Genomic DNA, 16,661 nt, shown 5'->3' on the forward strand with positions numbered 1-16,661 from the left:
CCAATAAGATGGCGCGTGGCCTCTGGGCCATGATGACGAAACAACAGGATTACCGGAATCCGGTGGCGACGATGGCGTAGCGAAGATTGCGCGTCACGACGTCCCGGTAAGTTGGGGGTGTGAGGAGGTCACTGAACAGTAAGGGCAAAGGATCGATCAGATCCGGGTCAGAGAAAGCAGCATTTGCGCAGGAGCCAAAGAGCTCGGTTTGTTGATTTGCTTCTGGTCCGCGCATCGCCATACCGGCCCGCGGTCACATCAACGCCGCACACAGAGGCCTGATACATGACAGCACCCGATCACACGCTCGCACCGTTCAAAAATCACTTGCACCAACGGGGGCATCCATACATGCATAAATGCTATCAAAGGAGCGGCATCAAACCGCGACAGGTCCAATGGACCTTCAGGTAACGCAAGAAGTCTGTCCAGAACGTCTCTGCCTCGGATCGGCCAATCCCCAAGTCGATGATCTGCCTGCGGTCTTCGGTGTTGGCGGCAAATGCGATTATGGCCACGACGGGAACGATGCGCCCTGTCGCTGCTTGAGAGACGAAAAGCAACTTCGCCGTCTGCTTTAGCGCCATAAAATTGGAAACGCGTTTTGCCAGATTCAGTCCAACAATGATAACTTCTTCCATAGATGCTTACGCCCTGATGTAAGCTAGACTAATGTTGCTTTGGAACATCTCGATGCCTTCGAAATGGGCATCCACCCAATCATTTCTATTCGGAAACCAACACACTAAGCAGTGTCTCCCACCTCTGAAGCTCATCAAAAATTCGGTTCGAAGTTTCTCCTTTTAGTTGCACCACAGACAAAGGGGCGCAGGTTTGATCCTGCGCCCCTTTTTATCACCTAAATACTGCGCTTAGCCGTCAATCTGGCCGGCCATCCGGGCGATGGCTTTTTGATAGACGCCAGCAGCGTTCCACTGCTGAATGATTGCAAAGTTCGGCTGGCCTTCTTGAAAGCCTGCGCCGCGCTGCCAGCCCTTTTGCGCCAGAAAGTTCGCGGTGGACGCGAGGGAATCGGACTGGTTCGTCAGGTCGACGACGCCGTTGCCGTCTGCGTCAACACCGTAGCGCGACACGTTGCCGGGCAGGAACTGCGTGTGGCCGACTTCGCCGTGCATTGCGCCGATGGTGCCGGACGACAGGCTGCCACGGTCAACCAGTTGCAATGCGGCCAGTGCGTGCGGGGTAAAGAAATCGCTGCGGCGGCAGTCATAGGCAAGGGTCGAGATGGCGGAGAGCACGTTGCTGTCGCCCATAAAGTTACCGAAACCCGTCTCCATGCCCCAGATCGTCACAATGATGGATGCGGGCACGCCGTAGCGATCCTCGAGCCCCGAAAAGAAGTTGGGGTTGTTGGCGATCTTTTTACGGCCTTGCGATACGATTGTGTCCGCGCCGCGAATGCGCAGGAATTCATCAAGGCTGTATTTGAACGACTTCTGGTTGCGGTCGGCGCTGATCGTGCGGGTTGCATATTGCGTGGCCGCCAGCGCGGACAATCCGCGATCACCGACGCCTTGGGCGGCGGCTTCGGTGGCGAATTGCTGCTTCCAGGCATTGAACCCGCCAGAGTCATTGCCGCAGGTGGCAGCTCCGGCGGTAGAGGCGACGGCGATCAAGGCGGCGGCGATGGCAAAGGGGCGCATATCAGACTTTCCAGCTGGGAATGATTTGGCCGCTACATAGCACGAATGCACCGTTATCCAATATCACAGCCCTGATAGCGCCCTTTGACGGGGGTTAACTGCCGGTTAGGTCCGCACCCCGGCAAAGCGTTCGGCCCAGTCGTCACGCTCTGCCTCTGTGATCTTGCGGAACAGATTTTCAGGCACGTCAAAGGCGTGACCAGCGGGCAGGGCGTGCAGGGCTGCGGCGATATCGGTGGGCCAATCCGCGTCGTCAGAGCGGACAGCTGCCAGCATCGTCTTAGCCGCGTCAGGGATAAAGGGCGCGGACAGGATCGCGTAAAGGCGGATCAGGTTCAGACCCATGCGGACTTGGCACGCGGCCTGTTCCGGATCGGTCTTGAACGTGGTCCAGGGTGCGGTGGCCTGCAGGTATTCGTTGCCCGCGACCCAGATCGCGCGCAGCTCTGCTGCGGCTTTGCGGACCTCGATCGCGTCCATGTGCCCTTCATAGGCTTTCAGGCGGCGGGTCAATTCCTCGATCAGCGCGGCCTCTGCCGGACCTTCCGTGCCGCCCGTTGGCACCGCGTCGCCAAACTTGGAACGGCAGAATTTCGTGATCCGGCTAACGAAGTTACCCAGCACGTCGGAAAGGTCCTTGTTCACGTCCTGCGTGAACGTGTCCCATGTGAATTCGGCGTCCGACGATTCCGGGGCGTGGGACAGCAGCCACCAGCGCCAGTAGTCGGCGGGCAGAATTTCCAGCGCTTGGTCCATGAACACACCGCGCCCGCGCGAGGTGCTGAACTGGCCGCCGTCATAGTTCAGGTAGTTGAACGACTTGATGTAATCGACCAGCTTCCAGTTGTCGTCCGCGCCCATGATGGTCGCCGGGAACGACAGGGTGTGGAAGGGCACGTTATCCTTGCCCATGAACTGGGTATAGCGCACGTCGGCCGCGCCTTTGTCGGTGCGCCACCAGCTCTCCCAATCGCTGCCTTTGCCCGCATCGACCCATTCCTGCGCGCAGGCGATGTATTCGATTGGCGCGTCAAACCAGACGTAAAAGACTTTGCCTTCCATCCCGGGCCAGTCCTTGTCGCCATCCTTGACGGGGATGCCCCAATCCAGATCGCGCGTGATGCCACGGTCTTGCAGGCCGTCGCCGTCGGTCAGCCACTTTTTCGCAATCGAGGTCGTCAGGATCGGCCAATCGCCCTTGCTGTCGATCCAGTCGGCCAGCTGGCCCTTCAGCTTGGACTGTTCCAGATACAGGTGCTTGGTCGTGCGCACCTCTAGATCCGTCGCGCCGGAAATGGTGGAACGGGGGTTGATCAGGTCGGTCGGATCCAGCTGCTTTGTGCAGTTGTCACACTGGTCGCCGCGTGCATCCTCGAAGCCGCAGTTGGGGCAGGTGCCCTCGATATAACGGTCGGGCAGAAAACGGCCGTCGGTGACGGAATAGACCTGCTCTTCGGTCACTTCGCGGATCAGGCCCTGATCGTGCAACCGGCCAGCAAAGGCCTGCGTCAGCTTGCGGTTCTGCGCACTGGAAGACCGGCCAAAGTGGTCAAACGACAGCCCAAAGCCGTCGGCGATTTTGGCCTGCACATCGTGCATCTCGGCGCAGTAATCCGCGACGGGCTTGCCTGCTTTGGCCGCAGCCAGTTCAGCCGGGGTGCCGTGTTCGTCCGTGGCACATAGAAACAGCACCTCGTGACCGCGTCCGCGCAGGTAGCGGGCGAACAGGTCAGCTGGCAGCTGGGACCCGACAAGGTTTCCCAAATGCTTGATCCCGTTAATGTAGGGAATGGCAGAGGTGATCAGGTGACGGGCCATGTGTGTGGGACTTTCTGTTGCTTAGCCGCCCTTCTAGCGCCGGGGCTACGGTATGGGAAGGGCAGGGTTATGGGAAGAACCGGGCATTTTACCATTGGCGCTTTGCCTTTGGCGCTGCATCGGGCTAGGTCGGGCGCAACAGCAAAAGGACGCCTTTGATGAAAACCCTGACCCTTGGCCGCACCGATATTTCTGTCACCGATTGGTGCCTTGGCACGATGACCTTCGGCAACCAAACCCCGATGGATGACGCCCACCGCCAGATCGATATGGCGCTGGATGCGGGGCTGAATTTTATGGATTGCGCGGAAATGTATCCCGTGAACCCGGTGTCCAAAGAAACCGTCGGCCGGTCAGAGGAATTCTTGGGCGCGTGGTTTGAAAAGTCGGGCCGCCGCAATGACTGGGTGCTGGCGACCAAAGTCGCTGGCCCGAACCCCGGTTGGACGCGCGATGGCGCAGGCTTTGACGGCACGAATATTGAAGGCACGATTGATGCGTCACTGGCGCGGCTGAAAACCGACGTGATTGACCTGTATCAGCTGCACTGGCCGGACCGGGGCACGTGGTCGTTCCGCCAGAACTGGGCCTATGATCCATCAGGTCAGGACCGCGCCAAGACGCTGGACCACATGCATGACGTGCTGTCCGCGCTGGACCGCGCCGTCAAGGCAGGCAAAATTCGCGCCGTTGGCCTGTCGAATGAAACGGCATGGGGCACGACCAAATGGTGCGATCTGGCAGAGCAGCACGGCCTGCCGCGCATGGCCGCAATCCAGAATGAATATTCGCTGCTGTGCCGCCACATCGACACCGACCTGTCGGAAGCCATGGTGAATGAAGATGTGACGCTGCTGTCCTACTCTCCCCTCGCGGCGGGTCTGCTGACGGGCAAATACCAGAACGGTGCCGTGCCAGACGCAAGCCGCATGTCGCTGAACGGCGATCTGGGCGGGCGCAAGACCGACCAAGCCTTTGCCGCGACGCAGGCCTATCTGGATATTGCAGCCAAGCACGGGCTTGACCCGATCCATATGGCGATGGCGTGGCAGTCGACGCGGCCCTTTGCGGTCAGCGCGATCTTTGGCGCGACCACGGCGGACCAGTTGGCGCAGATCCTGTCCGGCCGCGATGTCGTGCTGTCTGATGCCGTGCTCGAGGATATCTCGGCCGCGCATAGGGCGCATGCGGCCCCGTACTGATCGGCAACAACCAGCCGCCCAGCAAGCGGACCTTGCCCTTAATGCGGGAATCGCACAACGTCGCGATCACCGCATTAAGGGCGCTTGCCGCCTGCTATGACCGCCAACGCCTATGCCGCAGCGCCACCACTGGGACAGCCACCATCATGAAACGCCTTGCCTTATTGTTGCTGCTGGCCGCTTGCGCCAAACCGCTGCCGGATGAGCCGGTCGGCCAGTTGTTCGAGGTCTACCGCGATCGCAGCGTGCCCATCGGTTCTGCCCTGAACTTCAGCGCCGAACGCTATGCGGGTAAATGGTATGAAATCGCCCGCTTTCCCGTCCCATTCGAGACAGGTTGCGCAGGGGTCACGGCTGAATACGCGGCCTTGCCCGATGGCGGGTTGTCGGTGTTGAACACCTGCCGGGAAGTGGACGGCACTGTGCGCAGCACGATCAAGGGCCGCGCCGATGTGACCGGGCCGGGGCGGCTTAAGGTCAGCTTTGACACGATCCCCTTTCCATCCGACTATTGGGTGCTGTGGATCGACGAAGGCTATCGCACCGCAGTCGTCGGCACACCGAACGGACGGGCAGGTTGGATTTTGAACCGCGATCCAAAAATCCCCGCTGACCGGCTGCGCGCCGCGCGGGATGTGCTAGAGTTCAATGGCTACGATCTGGCCAAATTGGTGGAGGTGCCGCAATGAAGATGGTTCTGGGACTGGGGGCATTGGCCCTTTTGGCAGGCTGCGCTGGCACGGGCGCGCTTCCAGGCGGCGGCGATACCGTCGGCACGAATACCGCGTTTCGCGAATTTATGGTCATCGGATCGTCGATGCCGTTCGAGGAATGCCGCGCGCGCGGTGGTTTCATCATCCGCGATGTGAACAGCCCGATGACCGCCTGCGATCCAACCGTCCGCCGTAACCCCGTGCCGCAAGAGGCGCTGGACGATCCGCTGACGGATACGGACCTGAACGCAGCGCTGGAACAGCAGGACCTCGACGCGGTCAACTGACCCTGCGTTAGATCAGCCGTGCACCCGCCAGCCGGGTGACCAGATGCGCCTCGTCATCGTTGCGAAAGAACGGAACAGACAGGGGCGCGTCCGGATCGGCAAGATGGGCGACCAATTCGGCCAAGACGACTTCGGTGATGAAGGGCAGATCAAAGGTCCGGGCCTGCGCCAGCGGCACCCATTGCAGCAATGACAGCTCATCCTCGGCCCGGGTGAAATCATCGGGGTCGGTGATCAGATCGCTCGCGTCGGCCAGAAAGAAGCGCGCGTCAAAGCGGCGGGGCCGGCCCTGCGGTGTGATCGCGCGAAAGAAATAGCGCAGGTTGGTGGCATCGGGCACATGGCCTGTCGCAGCATAACCGCGCCAGCCCTGCGGTGCATCGGGCCAGTCGCCGGGCGCGCCGATGATATGGCCTGTCTCTTCCCACAACTCTCTGATTGCGGCGGCGGCCAGTGCGGCGGGGGGCAGCTGGCTGTCGGCTTGCAGTGATGCGGCTTGGCCCGCAGGCAAACCCTGCACAGGCACGTCATGGTCAACCAAATCCACAGCGCCGCCCGGAAACACGAACTTGCTGGGCATAAAAGCAGCCGAAGCGCCGCGTTGGCCCATCAGGACTGACGGCGTATCGCCGCGCCGCAACACGATGATCGTGGCGGCGTCGCGCAGGGCGGATTTATCAGTTTGCGTTGCCAAAGCCATGCATCCGGTTAGCCCATTGGATCCCGACAACCAGCCCCTTTAGGCGCGGCAGCAGGAACAAGGACAGCGCCACTGTGCCAACGGTAAAGATCGTCGCCAGCAGCAGGGGGTCAGGGCGGAATTCAACAAAGCTGTAGATCAGGATCGGCGCAAGCAGATGCCCGACGATCAGGATTGTCAGATAGGCTGGGCCATCATCCGCGCGGTGACCCGACAGGTTTTCGTGACACACAGGGCAGCGATCCACGACCTTTAGGAACCCAGTGAACATATGGCCTTCGCCGCAGTTCGGGCAGCGCCGGCAAAAGCCGCGCCACATGGCGTTCTTTGTATCCCGCTCTGTCACGGTCTGCTCTGGCGCGCTCTGCACTGGATCGGTGTTGGACATGGTGGCTCCTTCGCTGCCTTGGTTGCACCGAATGCGTGTAAATTGAAAGGGGCGCAGGCCCCTTTGTGTCCAATGGTCGCGGGGTCTGCAGAAAAAGTGCGTGCTGTGCGACGGAAGTTATCGCGGGCTGCGTATTACCTGCATCGACGGCCAGACAAGGTCGCCGCGACGTAGAAAACACAAGGACGATGCAAAATGAAAACGACTTTGATGATGACGGCTCTGTTGGCTGGCTTGACGCTGTCTGGTGTTGCCGGGGCGCAAACCGCTGACGCGACCGGGACCGAAACAACTGCACCTGCAGATCGCCCCGACCGGCCAGAGCGCCCTGACTTTGCCACGCTGGATGCGGACGGCAACGGCGCGCTGACACTGGAAGAACTGCAAGCGCAAGGCGCGGCACGTTTCGCCGCTGCTGACACGAACGGCGACGGCGGCCTGTCCGCAGAAGAGCTGACCGCGCAAGCCGATCAACGCCGGGCAGAACGCACGGCCAAGATGATCGAACAGCACGACGAAAACGGTGACGGTCTGCTGCAAGCCGAAGAGATGGGCCCAAAAGGCGACCGGATGGAGAAGATGTTCGATCGCATGGATGCCAATGACGACGGCACCGTGGACGCAGACGAATTCGCCGCTGCCGCTGACCATATGGGCCGCGGTCATGGTGACCGCGAAGGCCATGGCGAGCGTGACGGTAAAGGCCGCAAGCAGCGCGGCTAAACTGAACGGCAACGGCCGGGGTGGTGCATCGCCCCCGGCCGTTGCGACCCCTTTGCGAACGGCGTAAGTTATGCGGGATATGATCGACTTGTCATCAGACGCGGACCAAATCCCGGACTCTGCCCTTCTGGTGGCCTATGCCAACGGCGATCCTGCGGCGGCGCGTGATCTGTCTGCGCGCCTATTACCTCGCGTCATGGGGCAGGCTGTGCGGATGTTGCAAGACCGGGCCGAGGCAGAAGACGTCGCCCAAGAGGCGATGATGCGCCTGTGGAAGATCGCGCCGGACTGGCGTCAAGGCGAAGCGCAGGTCAGCACATGGCTGTACCGCGTGGTCGCAAACCTATGCACAGATCGGCTTCGGCGGCGAAAACGCGGCGGTGTCGGTCTGGACCAGATCGCAGAGCCGGCTGATACAGCGCCGGGCGCAGCGGCGGTCATTCAGGACGAAACACGTCTGCGCGCTTTGTCGGATGCTTTGGCGCAATTGCCAGACCGACAGGCGCAAGCGGTCGCACTGCGGCACCTAGAGGGGCTATCAAACCCTGAAATTGCCGCGATTATGGATATTTCGCCGCGGGCTGTTGAAAGCTTGACGGCGCGAGGGAAAAGAGCGCTGTCAGCGGCCTTGGCAGATCAACGCGAAGCTTTGGGGTATGATGATGACTGAACGGGACATGAACGATCTGGACCAATTGCTGAACGCGGCGCAGCGCACGGCGGTGCCTGCCTCGGACGATCTGATGGCGCGAGTGCTGGCGGATGCCGCTGCACTGCAGCCAGCCCCCGGCACGATCAAGCCGCAGCAGCGCGCGTCGCGCATCGGCTGGCTGCGGGATCTGATTGGCGGCTGGCCTGCGTGGAGCGGTGTCCTGGCTGCGGGTCTGACCGGCCTATGGGTCGGTGTTGCGCCGCCCGCCGGGGTCGAAAGCTTTGCCGCCACGATGATTGGCACGACCCAATCTGTGACTTTCCTGCCTGAAACCGACCTTATGTTGTTCGAGGACCCTACCGATGGCTGATCCGTTCCCCCCCTCGCGCCGCACGCGTATCATGCGGATCGCACTGGCATTGTCCTTAGCGGTCAACTTGGCCGTCGCCGGGCTGGCGCTTGGATTTACCGTGCGGGGCCACGATGGAAAGCCGCCGCGCGATTTTGACATGAGCCTTGGCCCTGTTGCCCGCGCGCTGCTGCCAGAAGACCGGCTTGCGATCCGTGATGCGCTAAAACAGCGCCCCGAAATGCCGCCGCGCCGGGCGCGGGCGGATGATCTGGCTGATCTGGTCACTGCCCTGTCCGCCGATCCGTATGATCCTGACGCATTACGTGCAACTTTGGCGCAACCTATCGGCCGTGCCGCGAAAGTGCAGGATATCGCTGCCAGTGTGCTGGCCGACCGTATCGACGCCATGTCCCCCGCAGACCGCCTTGGGCTTGCGGGCCGTTTGCAGCAGGGCGAGGGCCGACGGCCCGAAAAGTGAGTTATCACTTAGCTGATTGGCTTGATATTGCGTTCGGGTGAGTTTCACCGGATTTTGACACGATAATGGCGCACCGTTGATGAACGGTGCGCCATTTTCCAACAGGGCGGTAAGATGGCTTGCCGCATCCGAACGCGCCGCTAAGCAGCTGTCTGGCTCACCGAAATGGCGTCCCGCCCATTTGCTTTGGCGACATAAAGCGCGGCATCGGCCCTTTGGAACAGATCACCAAGGCTCGTCATCTCGTCTGGGTTTTGCGAATCAATCGCGACCCCAACCGAAATCGTGACATGCAGATCGCTTTTGCCGTCGCCAATGGGAAAGGGCCGGATGTTTACCAGACGCCGCAAACGCTGCGCTGCGGCTTTCACCTCTTCCAAGGTGGTGCGTGGCATGGCGATCAGGAACTCTTCTCCGCCGATGCGCGCGACAAGGTCTTCTGGGCGGAAGTTCTGGCGCAGGCGATCAGCCAGACCGCAAAGCACCCGGTCACCAGCGGCATGGCCAAAGCCATCATTGATCCGTTTGAAGTGATCGATATCGATCATCATCAATCCGTATTGGCACCCCGTCGCATGCGCCTTTTCCGCGATGTGGCGCAAATGGGTTTCGGCATATCGGCGGTTATACAGTCCCGTCAGCGGGTCGGTCATGGCCGCATTAAATCCGTCGCGCAGCGTTTCGCGCAACCGATCCTGATTAAACTTGTGCCGCAGCAAGGATCGCACCCGAAGCGTCAATTCGTCGGCTGTCACATCCCCCAAGATCAGATCGTCGGCACCCAGATCAAGCAACATCGCCGCGGTTTCCGTATGTTTGCGCGGCAATAGAATCAGCTGGGCCGATAAGCGCGTGGATTCGCGTGCGCGCAGGTCCGCGACAAGGCGGAATAGCTGCCCCGCAGACAGCTGGGCCGTGCTGCCATCGATCACGAACAAGTCGGTTTTGCCGACGCTGTCATCGTCGATCAGGGCGCAGTCAGAGTTTGTGACCCGAATGCGCTGGTTCAGTCCGGCTTGAAGCTGCGCTTGCATACTTTTTGCCGCGTTAGTGCAGTCGGACAGAAGGGTAATGCGCGCGGGGGCAATCCGGGGGGCGCGCGTTTCCTCTAGCCCAAAGTTGCGATTGGTGCCGTCGCGCATTTGCAACTCTCTTGATAGGTTGCGGCGGCGCATCAGGCTGCGAACCCGGGCCAGAAGTAAGGTATCGCTAATGGGGCGGGGCAGGACGTCGTCGGCCCCTGCGTCAAGCGCCCCAAAGCGCGCTGTACTGGTATCCGTGGCCCCGACCGAAATAATCGCGATATGGCAGGTCGCTGGATCGCCGCGTAGGGTGCGGCAAAAGTCATGTCCGTCGTCTGTCGGATCTGTCAGGTTAATCAGCACCAGATCAGGCGGAGCCGATGCGATTCGCACCATAGCTTCGGCGCAGGTTGCAACGGCTTCTACATCATACTTCGCGGCAAGCATCTTGACCCGTAGGACAATGCGGTTGGTCGAGACACTGTCGACGATCAATATTTTGCCGGACATCTTGCAATCCTTATCTGACGGTTTCACCATCGCCCCACCACTTTGACGCTGATTGATTAAAAAAGTGTTCACCTTCGTAAAGGATCACGGATGACTCCCGAATATGCAGAGGTCCTCGCGCTTCAGGCGCTGGGCCATGTGGCGGCCGACGAAGAATTGTCAGGTGCCTTTATGGGGGCCAGCGGTTTGTCACCTGACGACATGCGCCGCGGCGCAACGGACCCATCGTTTCTGGCGTCTGTTCTGGATTTTTTGACGCAGCGTGATGATTGGGTCATGGCCTTTTGCGATGCGCGTGCGTTGCCCTATGACGCCCCATTGCAGGCGCGCTATGCCCTGCCGGGCGCAGAGCAAATCCATTGGACATAAGCGTGCAGCCTAAAGGCCCGATCAAGGGGCTGATTTTCGACAAAGACGGCACGCTGTTTGATTTCAACGCAACCTGGGGTGCTGTTGTGCGCACGCTTTTGGTGGCAGAGGCGGGCGGTGATCCGGCTCTTATTACCAGCCTTGCGCAGGCCTTGGGCTATGATTTGACACACAACAGGTTCCACCCCGGCAGCGTGGTGATTGCAGAGCCGACCTATGTCGTGGCTGAAGTCATCGCTGGCCTGACTGCGCAAACTGACCTGCAGGCGTTGACGGACCGGATGAACGAAATATCGGCCGGGGTGCCACAAGTGCCTGCGGCTGATTTACAAGTGCTGATGGCGCAGCTGCGCGCGCAGGGGCATACGCTTGGCGTCGTGACCAATGATGCAGAGTCTCCTGCGATGCGTCATCTAGAAGACGCACTGATCGTGGACGAAATGGCTTTTGTTGCGGGCTATGACAGCGGCTTCGGGGCCAAGCCCGCGCCGGGGCAATTGCTGGCCTTTTGCAAGGCAACGGGGCTGGACCCTGCGCATTGCGCCATGATTGGTGATAGCACCCATGACCTTGAAGCGGGGCAGGCGGCGGGGATGGTGTGTATCGGCGTGTTGACCGGGCCTGCGTCCTTTGATGATCTGACGCCGCAGGCGGACGTTGTGCTGAACAGCATCGCTGATCTGCCTGATTGGCTGGCATCCCGGCGCTTGTGAATAAAGTTTGTGATCGCGCGAAACTAATTTGAACGGGCAATCGTTTCTTAGACATCGCAGGCCACAACGGGCTGCATTGTTTAGAAAGAGTAACTCATGTCGATGAAGTCCAAAATGATGACCGCCGCTGCTGTGTTTGCCCTGACCACGGGCGCTGCAGTCGCAGAATCCCACATGAGCGCTGACGGCAACCCAATGGTTGGCGGCGCAGAGATGCTGCCCGACATGACAATCGTTCAGAACGCGTCCAACGCCGAAAACCTGACCACGCTGGTCGCAGCCGTGCAGGCCGCTGGTCTGGTTGACACGCTGTCCGGCGAAGGCCCGTTCACCGTTTTCGCACCAACCAACGACGCATTCGCAAAGCTGGACCAAGACCAGGTTGCAGAGTTGCTGAAGCCTGAAAACCAAGCTGCGCTGGCCGAAATTCTGGCCTGCCACGTCGTTGCGGCTGACGCGAACTCGACCGCGATCATGGGTATGATCGAAAATGATGGCGGCATGCACCCTGTCACCACCGTTGGCGGCTGTGTCCTGAACGTCGAAAAGTCCGGCGAAGGCGACAACACGATGATCACACTGACCGACGAGCGCGGCCAAGTTGCGACCGTGACCCAAGCCGACGTGTTCCAGTCGAACGGCGTCGTCCACGTCATCGACACCGTGATGCTGCCAGCTGAGTAAGCTGCTTAGATCTGCAATTGAGCAGATTGAATACGAAGCCCCCCGTGCCCCGTGCGCGGGGGGCTTTCGTTTGTGCGTCACTTCCCGCCTATGGGCGGACCCTTGCCGGTTGGCTCGCACATTGCGGTGAAGCGCATGATGACCAGTGGATTTGGCGCTGAAATCGCGATATCTTGTGCATAAAAGCGCGAAAAAGCGCGAAACAGGTAGTTATCCCCATAAACCGTCTTTACAGGGCTGCGCCTTGGCCGCACCATATGTCGTAGGGGACAAACAAGAACCATACCGTCACTAGAGCAGTGACATAGTGCTGGGGACACGCTTTGATCCTGGCACATGAGAGTGAGGCAGAGACGATGGCACTGACTGAGCATTATTTCGAGACCGAAGATCTGCACCCTATCGATCTGGTGGAGTCGCTGGCAGAGCACCATGCGTGGGAATTTGACCGCATTGCAGATAACCAGATCGCGATGCAAGTCGAAGGACAGTGGCGCACCTATGCGATCACCCTGTCTTGGTCCGACCGCGACGAGACGCTGCGCCTGATCTGCACCTTCGAGATGGAGCCGCCAGCCCACCGCACGCAGGCACTGTATGAAGCGCTGAACACGATCAACGACGACAGCTGGGCGGGCACTTTTACTTGGTGGCCAGAGCAAAAGATGATGGTCTACCGCTACGGCCTTGTGCTGGCAGGCGAGCAGGTCGCAAGCCCAGAGCAAATTGACACCATGATCCACACGGCCGTCAGCAGCTGCGAGCGCTATTACCCCGCGCTGCAGCTGGTCACTTGGGCAGAGCGCACACCGGCCGAGGCCATTCGCATTGCCATTGGCGAGGCTTACGGTCGCGCCTGACGCGGCATAAGCGGGGGCCAGCCCCCGCACCCCCGAGGTATTTTCAACCAGAAGAAGGTAGGGCCGGGCTTTGACGCGGGCCGCGGCCTTAATATTTTCGGCGCGAAGGCGACGGCTGCGTGGCACAAGATGTTGTGCCCGCTTATCCGGCTGCCTAGTCTTGCGAAAAGTCGAGGGGATTTGCGATGAACATGGATGATGTGGCGCGCCGCGGGCTGGTGCTGCTGGGCTGCGGTAAGATGGGCTCTGCCTTGCTGGACGGCTGGCTGAAGGGCGGTTTGCCCGCGGCATCGGTCTGGGTGCTTGATCCGGCGCCAAGCGACTGGCTGCAAAAGACCGGCGTTCATATCAATGCGGGCCTGCCAGATGATCCTGCGGTCGCCTTGGTTGCGGTCAAGCCGCAGATGATGGGCGATGCGCTGCCGTCGATGCAGGCGCTGGGCGGGGGCGGGACGTTGTTCGTGTCCGCCGCGGCCGGCACACCGCTGGCCCGGTTCGAGGCCGCTTTTGGCGCGGCCACGCCGATCGTGCGCACCATGCCGAATACACCGGCAGCCATCGGGCGCGGCATTTCGGCTTTGATTGGTAACGCCGCAGCAAGCGCAGATCATATCGCCTTGGCTGAGGCGCTGATGGGGGCCGTAGGGCAGACCGTGCGTCTTGATCATGAAACGCAGATGGACGCCGTCACCGCCGTCAGCGGGTCGGGTCCGGCCTATGTCTTTCACCTGATCGAAACACTGGCTGCGGCTGGGGTGGCGCAGGGCCTTGCGCCCGATCTTGCCATGGCGCTGGCCAAGGCGACAGTCGGCGGTGCTGGGCAGCTGGCCGAAGACAGCGCTGAGGATCCGGCGCAGCTGCGGCGCAATGTGACCAGCCCGAATGGCACGACGCAAGCTGCGCTAGAGGTGTTGATGGACGGCGAAATCGGCTTGCCAAAGTTGATGGCGCGGGCGGTTGCGGCGGCAGCAGCGCGGAGCGAGGAATTGTCGCGTGGCTGACATTACCTTTGACGATTTCGCCGCCGTCGATATCCGCGTTGGCCGTGTCACACAGGCAGAGGCTTATCCCGAGGCGCGCAAGCCTGCGATCAAGCTGTGGATCGATTTTGGCCCGGACATCGGCACCCGCAAAACCAGCGCGCAGCTGACCGTTCATTACACGCCAGAGGCGCTGATCGGGCGCATGGTCTGCGCAGTCGTGAACTTTCCACCGCGCCAGATCGGTAAGTTCATGTCAGAGGTGCTGGTGCTTGGCATGCCTGATGCAGACGGCGCGGTTGTGCTGATTGCCCCTGACAAAGACGTACCTTTAGGAGGACGGCTACATTGAAGAAACTTCTGCTGACGCGGGCCTTTCCCGCCGCCACAATCGCCGCGGCGCAGGCCCGGTTTGACGTCACCGTGCTGGACCGCACCGACGGGCTAAACGTGGCAGAGGCTGGTGCCGCGCTGCAAGATTATGACGCGATCCTGTGCACGCTTGGCGATAGCTTTAGCGACATGGCCTTTGCTGTGCCGCACAAGCGCTGCGGCATGATCGGCAGCTTTGGCGTGGGCTTTAACCATATCGACATTGCGGCGGCGCAGGCCGCTGGCATCCATGTGTCGAACACCCCCGATGTTGTCACCGACGCGACGGCGGATATCGCGCTGACGCTGATTCTGATGGCGAGCCGCCGCGCGGGCGAGGGCGAGCGGTTGGTCCGGGCCGGCGCATGGACCGGCTGGCATCCGACGCAGATGCTGGGCGCACATGTAACGGGCAAGCGGCTTGGCATCATCGGTATGGGCCGGATCGGGCAAGCCGTTGCGCGCCGGGGCCACTACGGCTTTGATATGCCAGTCATTTATTTCAACCGCTCGCCCAAAGAGGTCGACGTCCCGGCGCGCCAAGTCGAGGATTTGCACAGCCTGATGAGCCAAGCGGACATCGTTGTCGTGACGGTGCCTGGGGGCGGCAGCAATGCGCATCTGATTGACGCCGAAGCGCTGGCGCAACTGAATGACGGCGCGGTTTTCGTCAACGTAGCGCGGGGCGATGTGGTGGACCAAAGCGCCCTGATCGCTGAACTGCAGTCAGGCCGCATCCGCGCCGGGCTTGACGTCTATGATGGCGAACCTGCGGTGCCTGCCAGCCTGATGGCGCTGGAAAACGCTGTGCTGCTGCCGCACCTTGGGACTGCCGCGCTCGAGGTGCGCGAGGCGATGGGGCAGATGGCGCTGGATAACATCATCGCATGGGCCGAAGGGCAGCCGCTGCCGCAGGCGCTTTGGACGGCCTAGCGGGCAAGCATGCGGCGTAGCACGGACCTGTCACCGGCGATAAACTGGTGATAGGCCGCGCCTGCGATGTGCAGGATGATCAATGCGATCAATAGCTTGCTGGCTATAGCATGGGCGGTCCCGACGATCTGGGACGGGATGAACCATGCTGCGGCCCCGGCAAACGGCATCGCGATCAATAGGCCGTAGAATAGCCAATGCGTCATACGGCTGACGGTTTGGATCAGGCGCGGTGCCTCTGGCGGGGGCGGGATCTGGGTCGTTAGGCGCAAACCAAGTCGCCAGACCATCAAGATACCGATGCTGGCACCAAGGATCGCGTGAAAGATCGCGCCGCTGCTCCAACCGAGGCCGATTTCGATGCCTTCGAATTTCGCATCAAAGGCTGCCTCCATCCCCCCGGCAAAGGCGATTTGTATCGCAACCAGAACTGCGATCAGCCAATGCAGCATCATATGGGGGGCGGTGTATTTGGTGTCGGACATAGAACCCTCTGACGCCGCAAATACGCGCCGTTTCAAATGGTTCAACGTCAAAGCAGTAGGTCGGGTTCCACGTCTTCCATCGCCGCGCGCCAATGGCGGCGGCACAGCGAAACATAGCGGTCATTGCCGCCAACCTGCACTTGATCACCCGCGCGCACGACGTTGCCCGCCGCATCTTTGCGCACCACCATCGTCGCCTTTCGGCCGCAATGGCAGATCGTGCGCACTTCGCGCATGTCGTCCGCCAGCGCGAGCAACGTGGCAGAGCCGGGAAACAGCTCTCCTTGGAAATCGACGCGCAGACCAAAGCACATGATCGGCACGTTCAGATCGTCTACTGCGCGGGCCAGCTGCCAGACTTGGGCCGGTTCCAGAAACTGCGCCTCGTCAATGAACACGCAAGCGCAGGGGCCCTGCGCCATCCGGCGCTGCAGCATGTCGAACAGATTATCGCCCGGCGCAAAGGTTTCAGCAGCTTGGCCAATGCCGATGCGGCTGGCGATGCGGCCTTGCCCAGCACGCGTGTCCAATTGCGCTGTCAGCAAAAACGTCTGCATCCCGCGTTCGACATAGTTGTGACTGGCCTGAAGAAGCACGGTCGATTTGCCCGCGTTCATGGTGGAGTAATTGAAATAGAGCTTTGCCATGGGTGCCCTGATACGCGGGCATCACATTCGGACGCAAGACGATCTTGCCTATCAAAAGGTCATGACATTGCGCAAACTTAGCCTTATGCAATTGCAGCAACGCCGTAAC

At 60.8% G+C, this 16,661-nt stretch carries 21 protein-coding genes and 1 pseudogene; 14 read left to right on the forward strand and 8 right to left on the reverse strand.

The features are described 5' to 3' along the window. Positions 1–407: 407 nt before the first annotated feature. From BM131_RS19985 to metG, 3 genes and pseudogenes are all read right to left on the reverse strand, one after another. Positions 408–536: pseudogene (locus BM131_RS19985) on the reverse strand (transposase); the annotation flags it as partial. A 336-nt stretch (positions 537–872) separates the two neighbouring features. Continuing rightward, positions 873–1,664, reverse strand: a complete 792-nt coding sequence (locus BM131_RS13420; protein WP_090190294.1) for a lytic murein transglycosylase — start codon at positions 1,662–1,664, stop codon at positions 873–875. A 105-nt stretch (positions 1,665–1,769) separates the two neighbouring features. Next, positions 1,770–3,482: a methionine--tRNA ligase gene (gene metG / locus BM131_RS13425; protein ID WP_090190296.1), complete on the reverse strand. Its 1,713-nt coding sequence runs from the start codon at positions 3,480–3,482 to the stop codon at positions 1,770–1,772. Positions 3,483–3,640: 158 nt separating this feature from the next. Here metG and BM131_RS13430 point away from each other — a divergent pair, with 158 nt between their 5' ends. The 3 genes from BM131_RS13430 to BM131_RS13440 are packed head-to-tail and all read left to right on the forward strand — an operon-like array spanning position 3,641 to position 5,684. Then, on the forward strand, positions 3,641–4,684 hold the full coding sequence (locus BM131_RS13430; RefSeq protein WP_090190298.1) for an aldo/keto reductase: 1,044 nt from the start codon (positions 3,641–3,643) through the stop codon (positions 4,682–4,684). Positions 4,685–4,725: 41 nt separating this feature from the next. Continuing rightward, the gene (locus tag BM131_RS13435) at positions 4,726–5,373 is read left to right on the forward strand and encodes a lipocalin family protein (protein ID WP_245754245.1); all 648 of its coding nucleotides are present in this window, start codon (positions 4,726–4,728) and stop codon (positions 5,371–5,373) included. Next, positions 5,370–5,684 carry a hypothetical protein gene (locus tag BM131_RS13440; protein ID WP_090190300.1) on the forward strand — a complete coding sequence of 105 codons (315 nt, stop codon included), beginning with the start codon at positions 5,370–5,372 and terminating at the stop codon, positions 5,682–5,684. The genes BM131_RS13435 and BM131_RS13440 overlap by 4 nt, the downstream gene beginning before the upstream one ends. A 7-nt stretch (positions 5,685–5,691) precedes the next feature. Here BM131_RS13440 and BM131_RS13445 read toward each other — a convergent pair whose 3' ends face one another. Both BM131_RS13445 and BM131_RS13450 read right to left on the reverse strand, forming a co-directional pair. Continuing rightward, complete coding sequence (locus tag BM131_RS13445) at positions 5,692–6,378, reverse strand: NUDIX hydrolase (protein ID WP_245754246.1); 687 nt, start codon at positions 6,376–6,378, stop codon at positions 5,692–5,694. Then, positions 6,362–6,772 (reverse strand): DUF983 domain-containing protein, encoded by a 411-nt coding sequence (locus BM131_RS13450; RefSeq protein WP_090190303.1) that lies wholly within the window; start codon positions 6,770–6,772, stop codon positions 6,362–6,364. The genes BM131_RS13445 and BM131_RS13450 overlap by 17 nt, the downstream gene beginning before the upstream one ends. 195 nt (positions 6,773–6,967) lie before the next feature. On the opposite strand from BM131_RS13450, the gene BM131_RS13455 reads away from it, so the two are divergent. From BM131_RS13455 to BM131_RS13470, 4 genes are all read left to right on the forward strand, one after another. Beyond that, positions 6,968–7,495: an EF-hand domain-containing protein gene (locus BM131_RS13455; RefSeq protein WP_090190305.1), complete on the forward strand. Its 528-nt coding sequence runs from the start codon at positions 6,968–6,970 to the stop codon at positions 7,493–7,495. Positions 7,496–7,565: 70 nt separating this feature from the next. Then, on the forward strand, positions 7,566–8,165 hold the full coding sequence (locus BM131_RS13460; protein ID WP_245754247.1) for an RNA polymerase sigma factor: 600 nt from the start codon (positions 7,566–7,568) through the stop codon (positions 8,163–8,165). After that, positions 8,152–8,517, forward strand: a complete 366-nt coding sequence (locus BM131_RS13465; RefSeq protein WP_090190306.1) for a hypothetical protein — start codon at positions 8,152–8,154, stop codon at positions 8,515–8,517. Before BM131_RS13460 ends, BM131_RS13465 begins: the two co-directional genes overlap by 14 nt. Further along, positions 8,510–8,977 (forward strand): periplasmic heavy metal sensor, encoded by a 468-nt coding sequence (locus BM131_RS13470; RefSeq protein WP_090190308.1) that lies wholly within the window; start codon positions 8,510–8,512, stop codon positions 8,975–8,977. Before BM131_RS13465 ends, BM131_RS13470 begins: the two co-directional genes overlap by 8 nt. Positions 8,978–9,117: 140 nt before the next feature. Here the strand turns inward: BM131_RS13470 and BM131_RS13475 are convergent, their stop codons facing one another. Next, entirely contained in the window at positions 9,118–10,509 is a 1,392-nt protein-coding gene (locus tag BM131_RS13475; RefSeq protein WP_090190310.1) for a diguanylate cyclase, read from the reverse strand. 90 nt (positions 10,510–10,599) lie between these two features. Here BM131_RS13475 and BM131_RS13480 point away from each other — a divergent pair, with 90 nt between their 5' ends. The 7 genes from BM131_RS13480 (at position 10,600) to BM131_RS13510 (ending at position 15,420) form a co-directional block, all read left to right on the forward strand. Then, positions 10,600–10,878: a DUF3572 domain-containing protein gene (locus BM131_RS13480; RefSeq protein WP_090190312.1), complete on the forward strand. Its 279-nt coding sequence runs from the start codon at positions 10,600–10,602 to the stop codon at positions 10,876–10,878. 2 nt (positions 10,879–10,880) lie between these two features. Next, a complete protein-coding gene (locus BM131_RS13485) occupies positions 10,881–11,591 on the forward strand; it encodes an HAD family hydrolase (protein WP_245754248.1) in 711 nt (236 codons plus the stop codon). A gap of 96 nt (positions 11,592–11,687) precedes the next feature. After that, a complete protein-coding gene (locus BM131_RS13490) occupies positions 11,688–12,275 on the forward strand; it encodes a fasciclin domain-containing protein (protein WP_372805027.1) in 588 nt (195 codons plus the stop codon). 356 nt (positions 12,276–12,631) lie between these two features. Further along, complete coding sequence (locus BM131_RS13495; protein ID WP_090190316.1) at positions 12,632–13,135, forward strand: type III secretion system chaperone family protein; 504 nt, start codon at positions 12,632–12,634, stop codon at positions 13,133–13,135. A gap of 185 nt (positions 13,136–13,320) precedes the next feature. Beyond that, on the forward strand, positions 13,321–14,136 hold the full coding sequence (gene proC, locus BM131_RS13500) for a pyrroline-5-carboxylate reductase (RefSeq protein WP_090190318.1): 816 nt from the start codon (positions 13,321–13,323) through the stop codon (positions 14,134–14,136). Then, the gene (locus tag BM131_RS13505; RefSeq protein ID WP_090190320.1) at positions 14,129–14,467 is read left to right on the forward strand and encodes a tRNA-binding protein; all 339 of its coding nucleotides are present in this window, start codon (positions 14,129–14,131) and stop codon (positions 14,465–14,467) included. Before proC ends, BM131_RS13505 begins: the two co-directional genes overlap by 8 nt. After that, positions 14,464–15,420, forward strand: a complete 957-nt coding sequence (locus BM131_RS13510; protein WP_090190321.1) for a 2-hydroxyacid dehydrogenase — start codon at positions 14,464–14,466, stop codon at positions 15,418–15,420. The genes BM131_RS13505 and BM131_RS13510 overlap by 4 nt, the downstream gene beginning before the upstream one ends. Here BM131_RS13510 and BM131_RS13515 read toward each other — a convergent pair. Both BM131_RS13515 and BM131_RS13520 read right to left on the reverse strand, forming a co-directional pair. Continuing rightward, positions 15,417–15,905, reverse strand: a complete 489-nt coding sequence (locus BM131_RS13515; RefSeq protein WP_090190323.1) for a cytochrome b — start codon at positions 15,903–15,905, stop codon at positions 15,417–15,419. The genes BM131_RS13510 and BM131_RS13515 overlap by 4 nt on opposite strands. 47 nt (positions 15,906–15,952) lie before the next feature. Then, the gene (locus BM131_RS13520) at positions 15,953–16,552 is read right to left on the reverse strand and encodes a thymidine kinase (RefSeq protein WP_090190324.1); all 600 of its coding nucleotides are present in this window, start codon (positions 16,550–16,552) and stop codon (positions 15,953–15,955) included. Positions 16,553–16,661 lie beyond the last annotated feature (109 nt).

The sequence above is a fragment of the Loktanella salsilacus genome, from assembly GCF_900114485.1.
Classification (GTDB): Bacteria; Pseudomonadota; Alphaproteobacteria; order Rhodobacterales; family Rhodobacteraceae; genus Loktanella; species Loktanella salsilacus.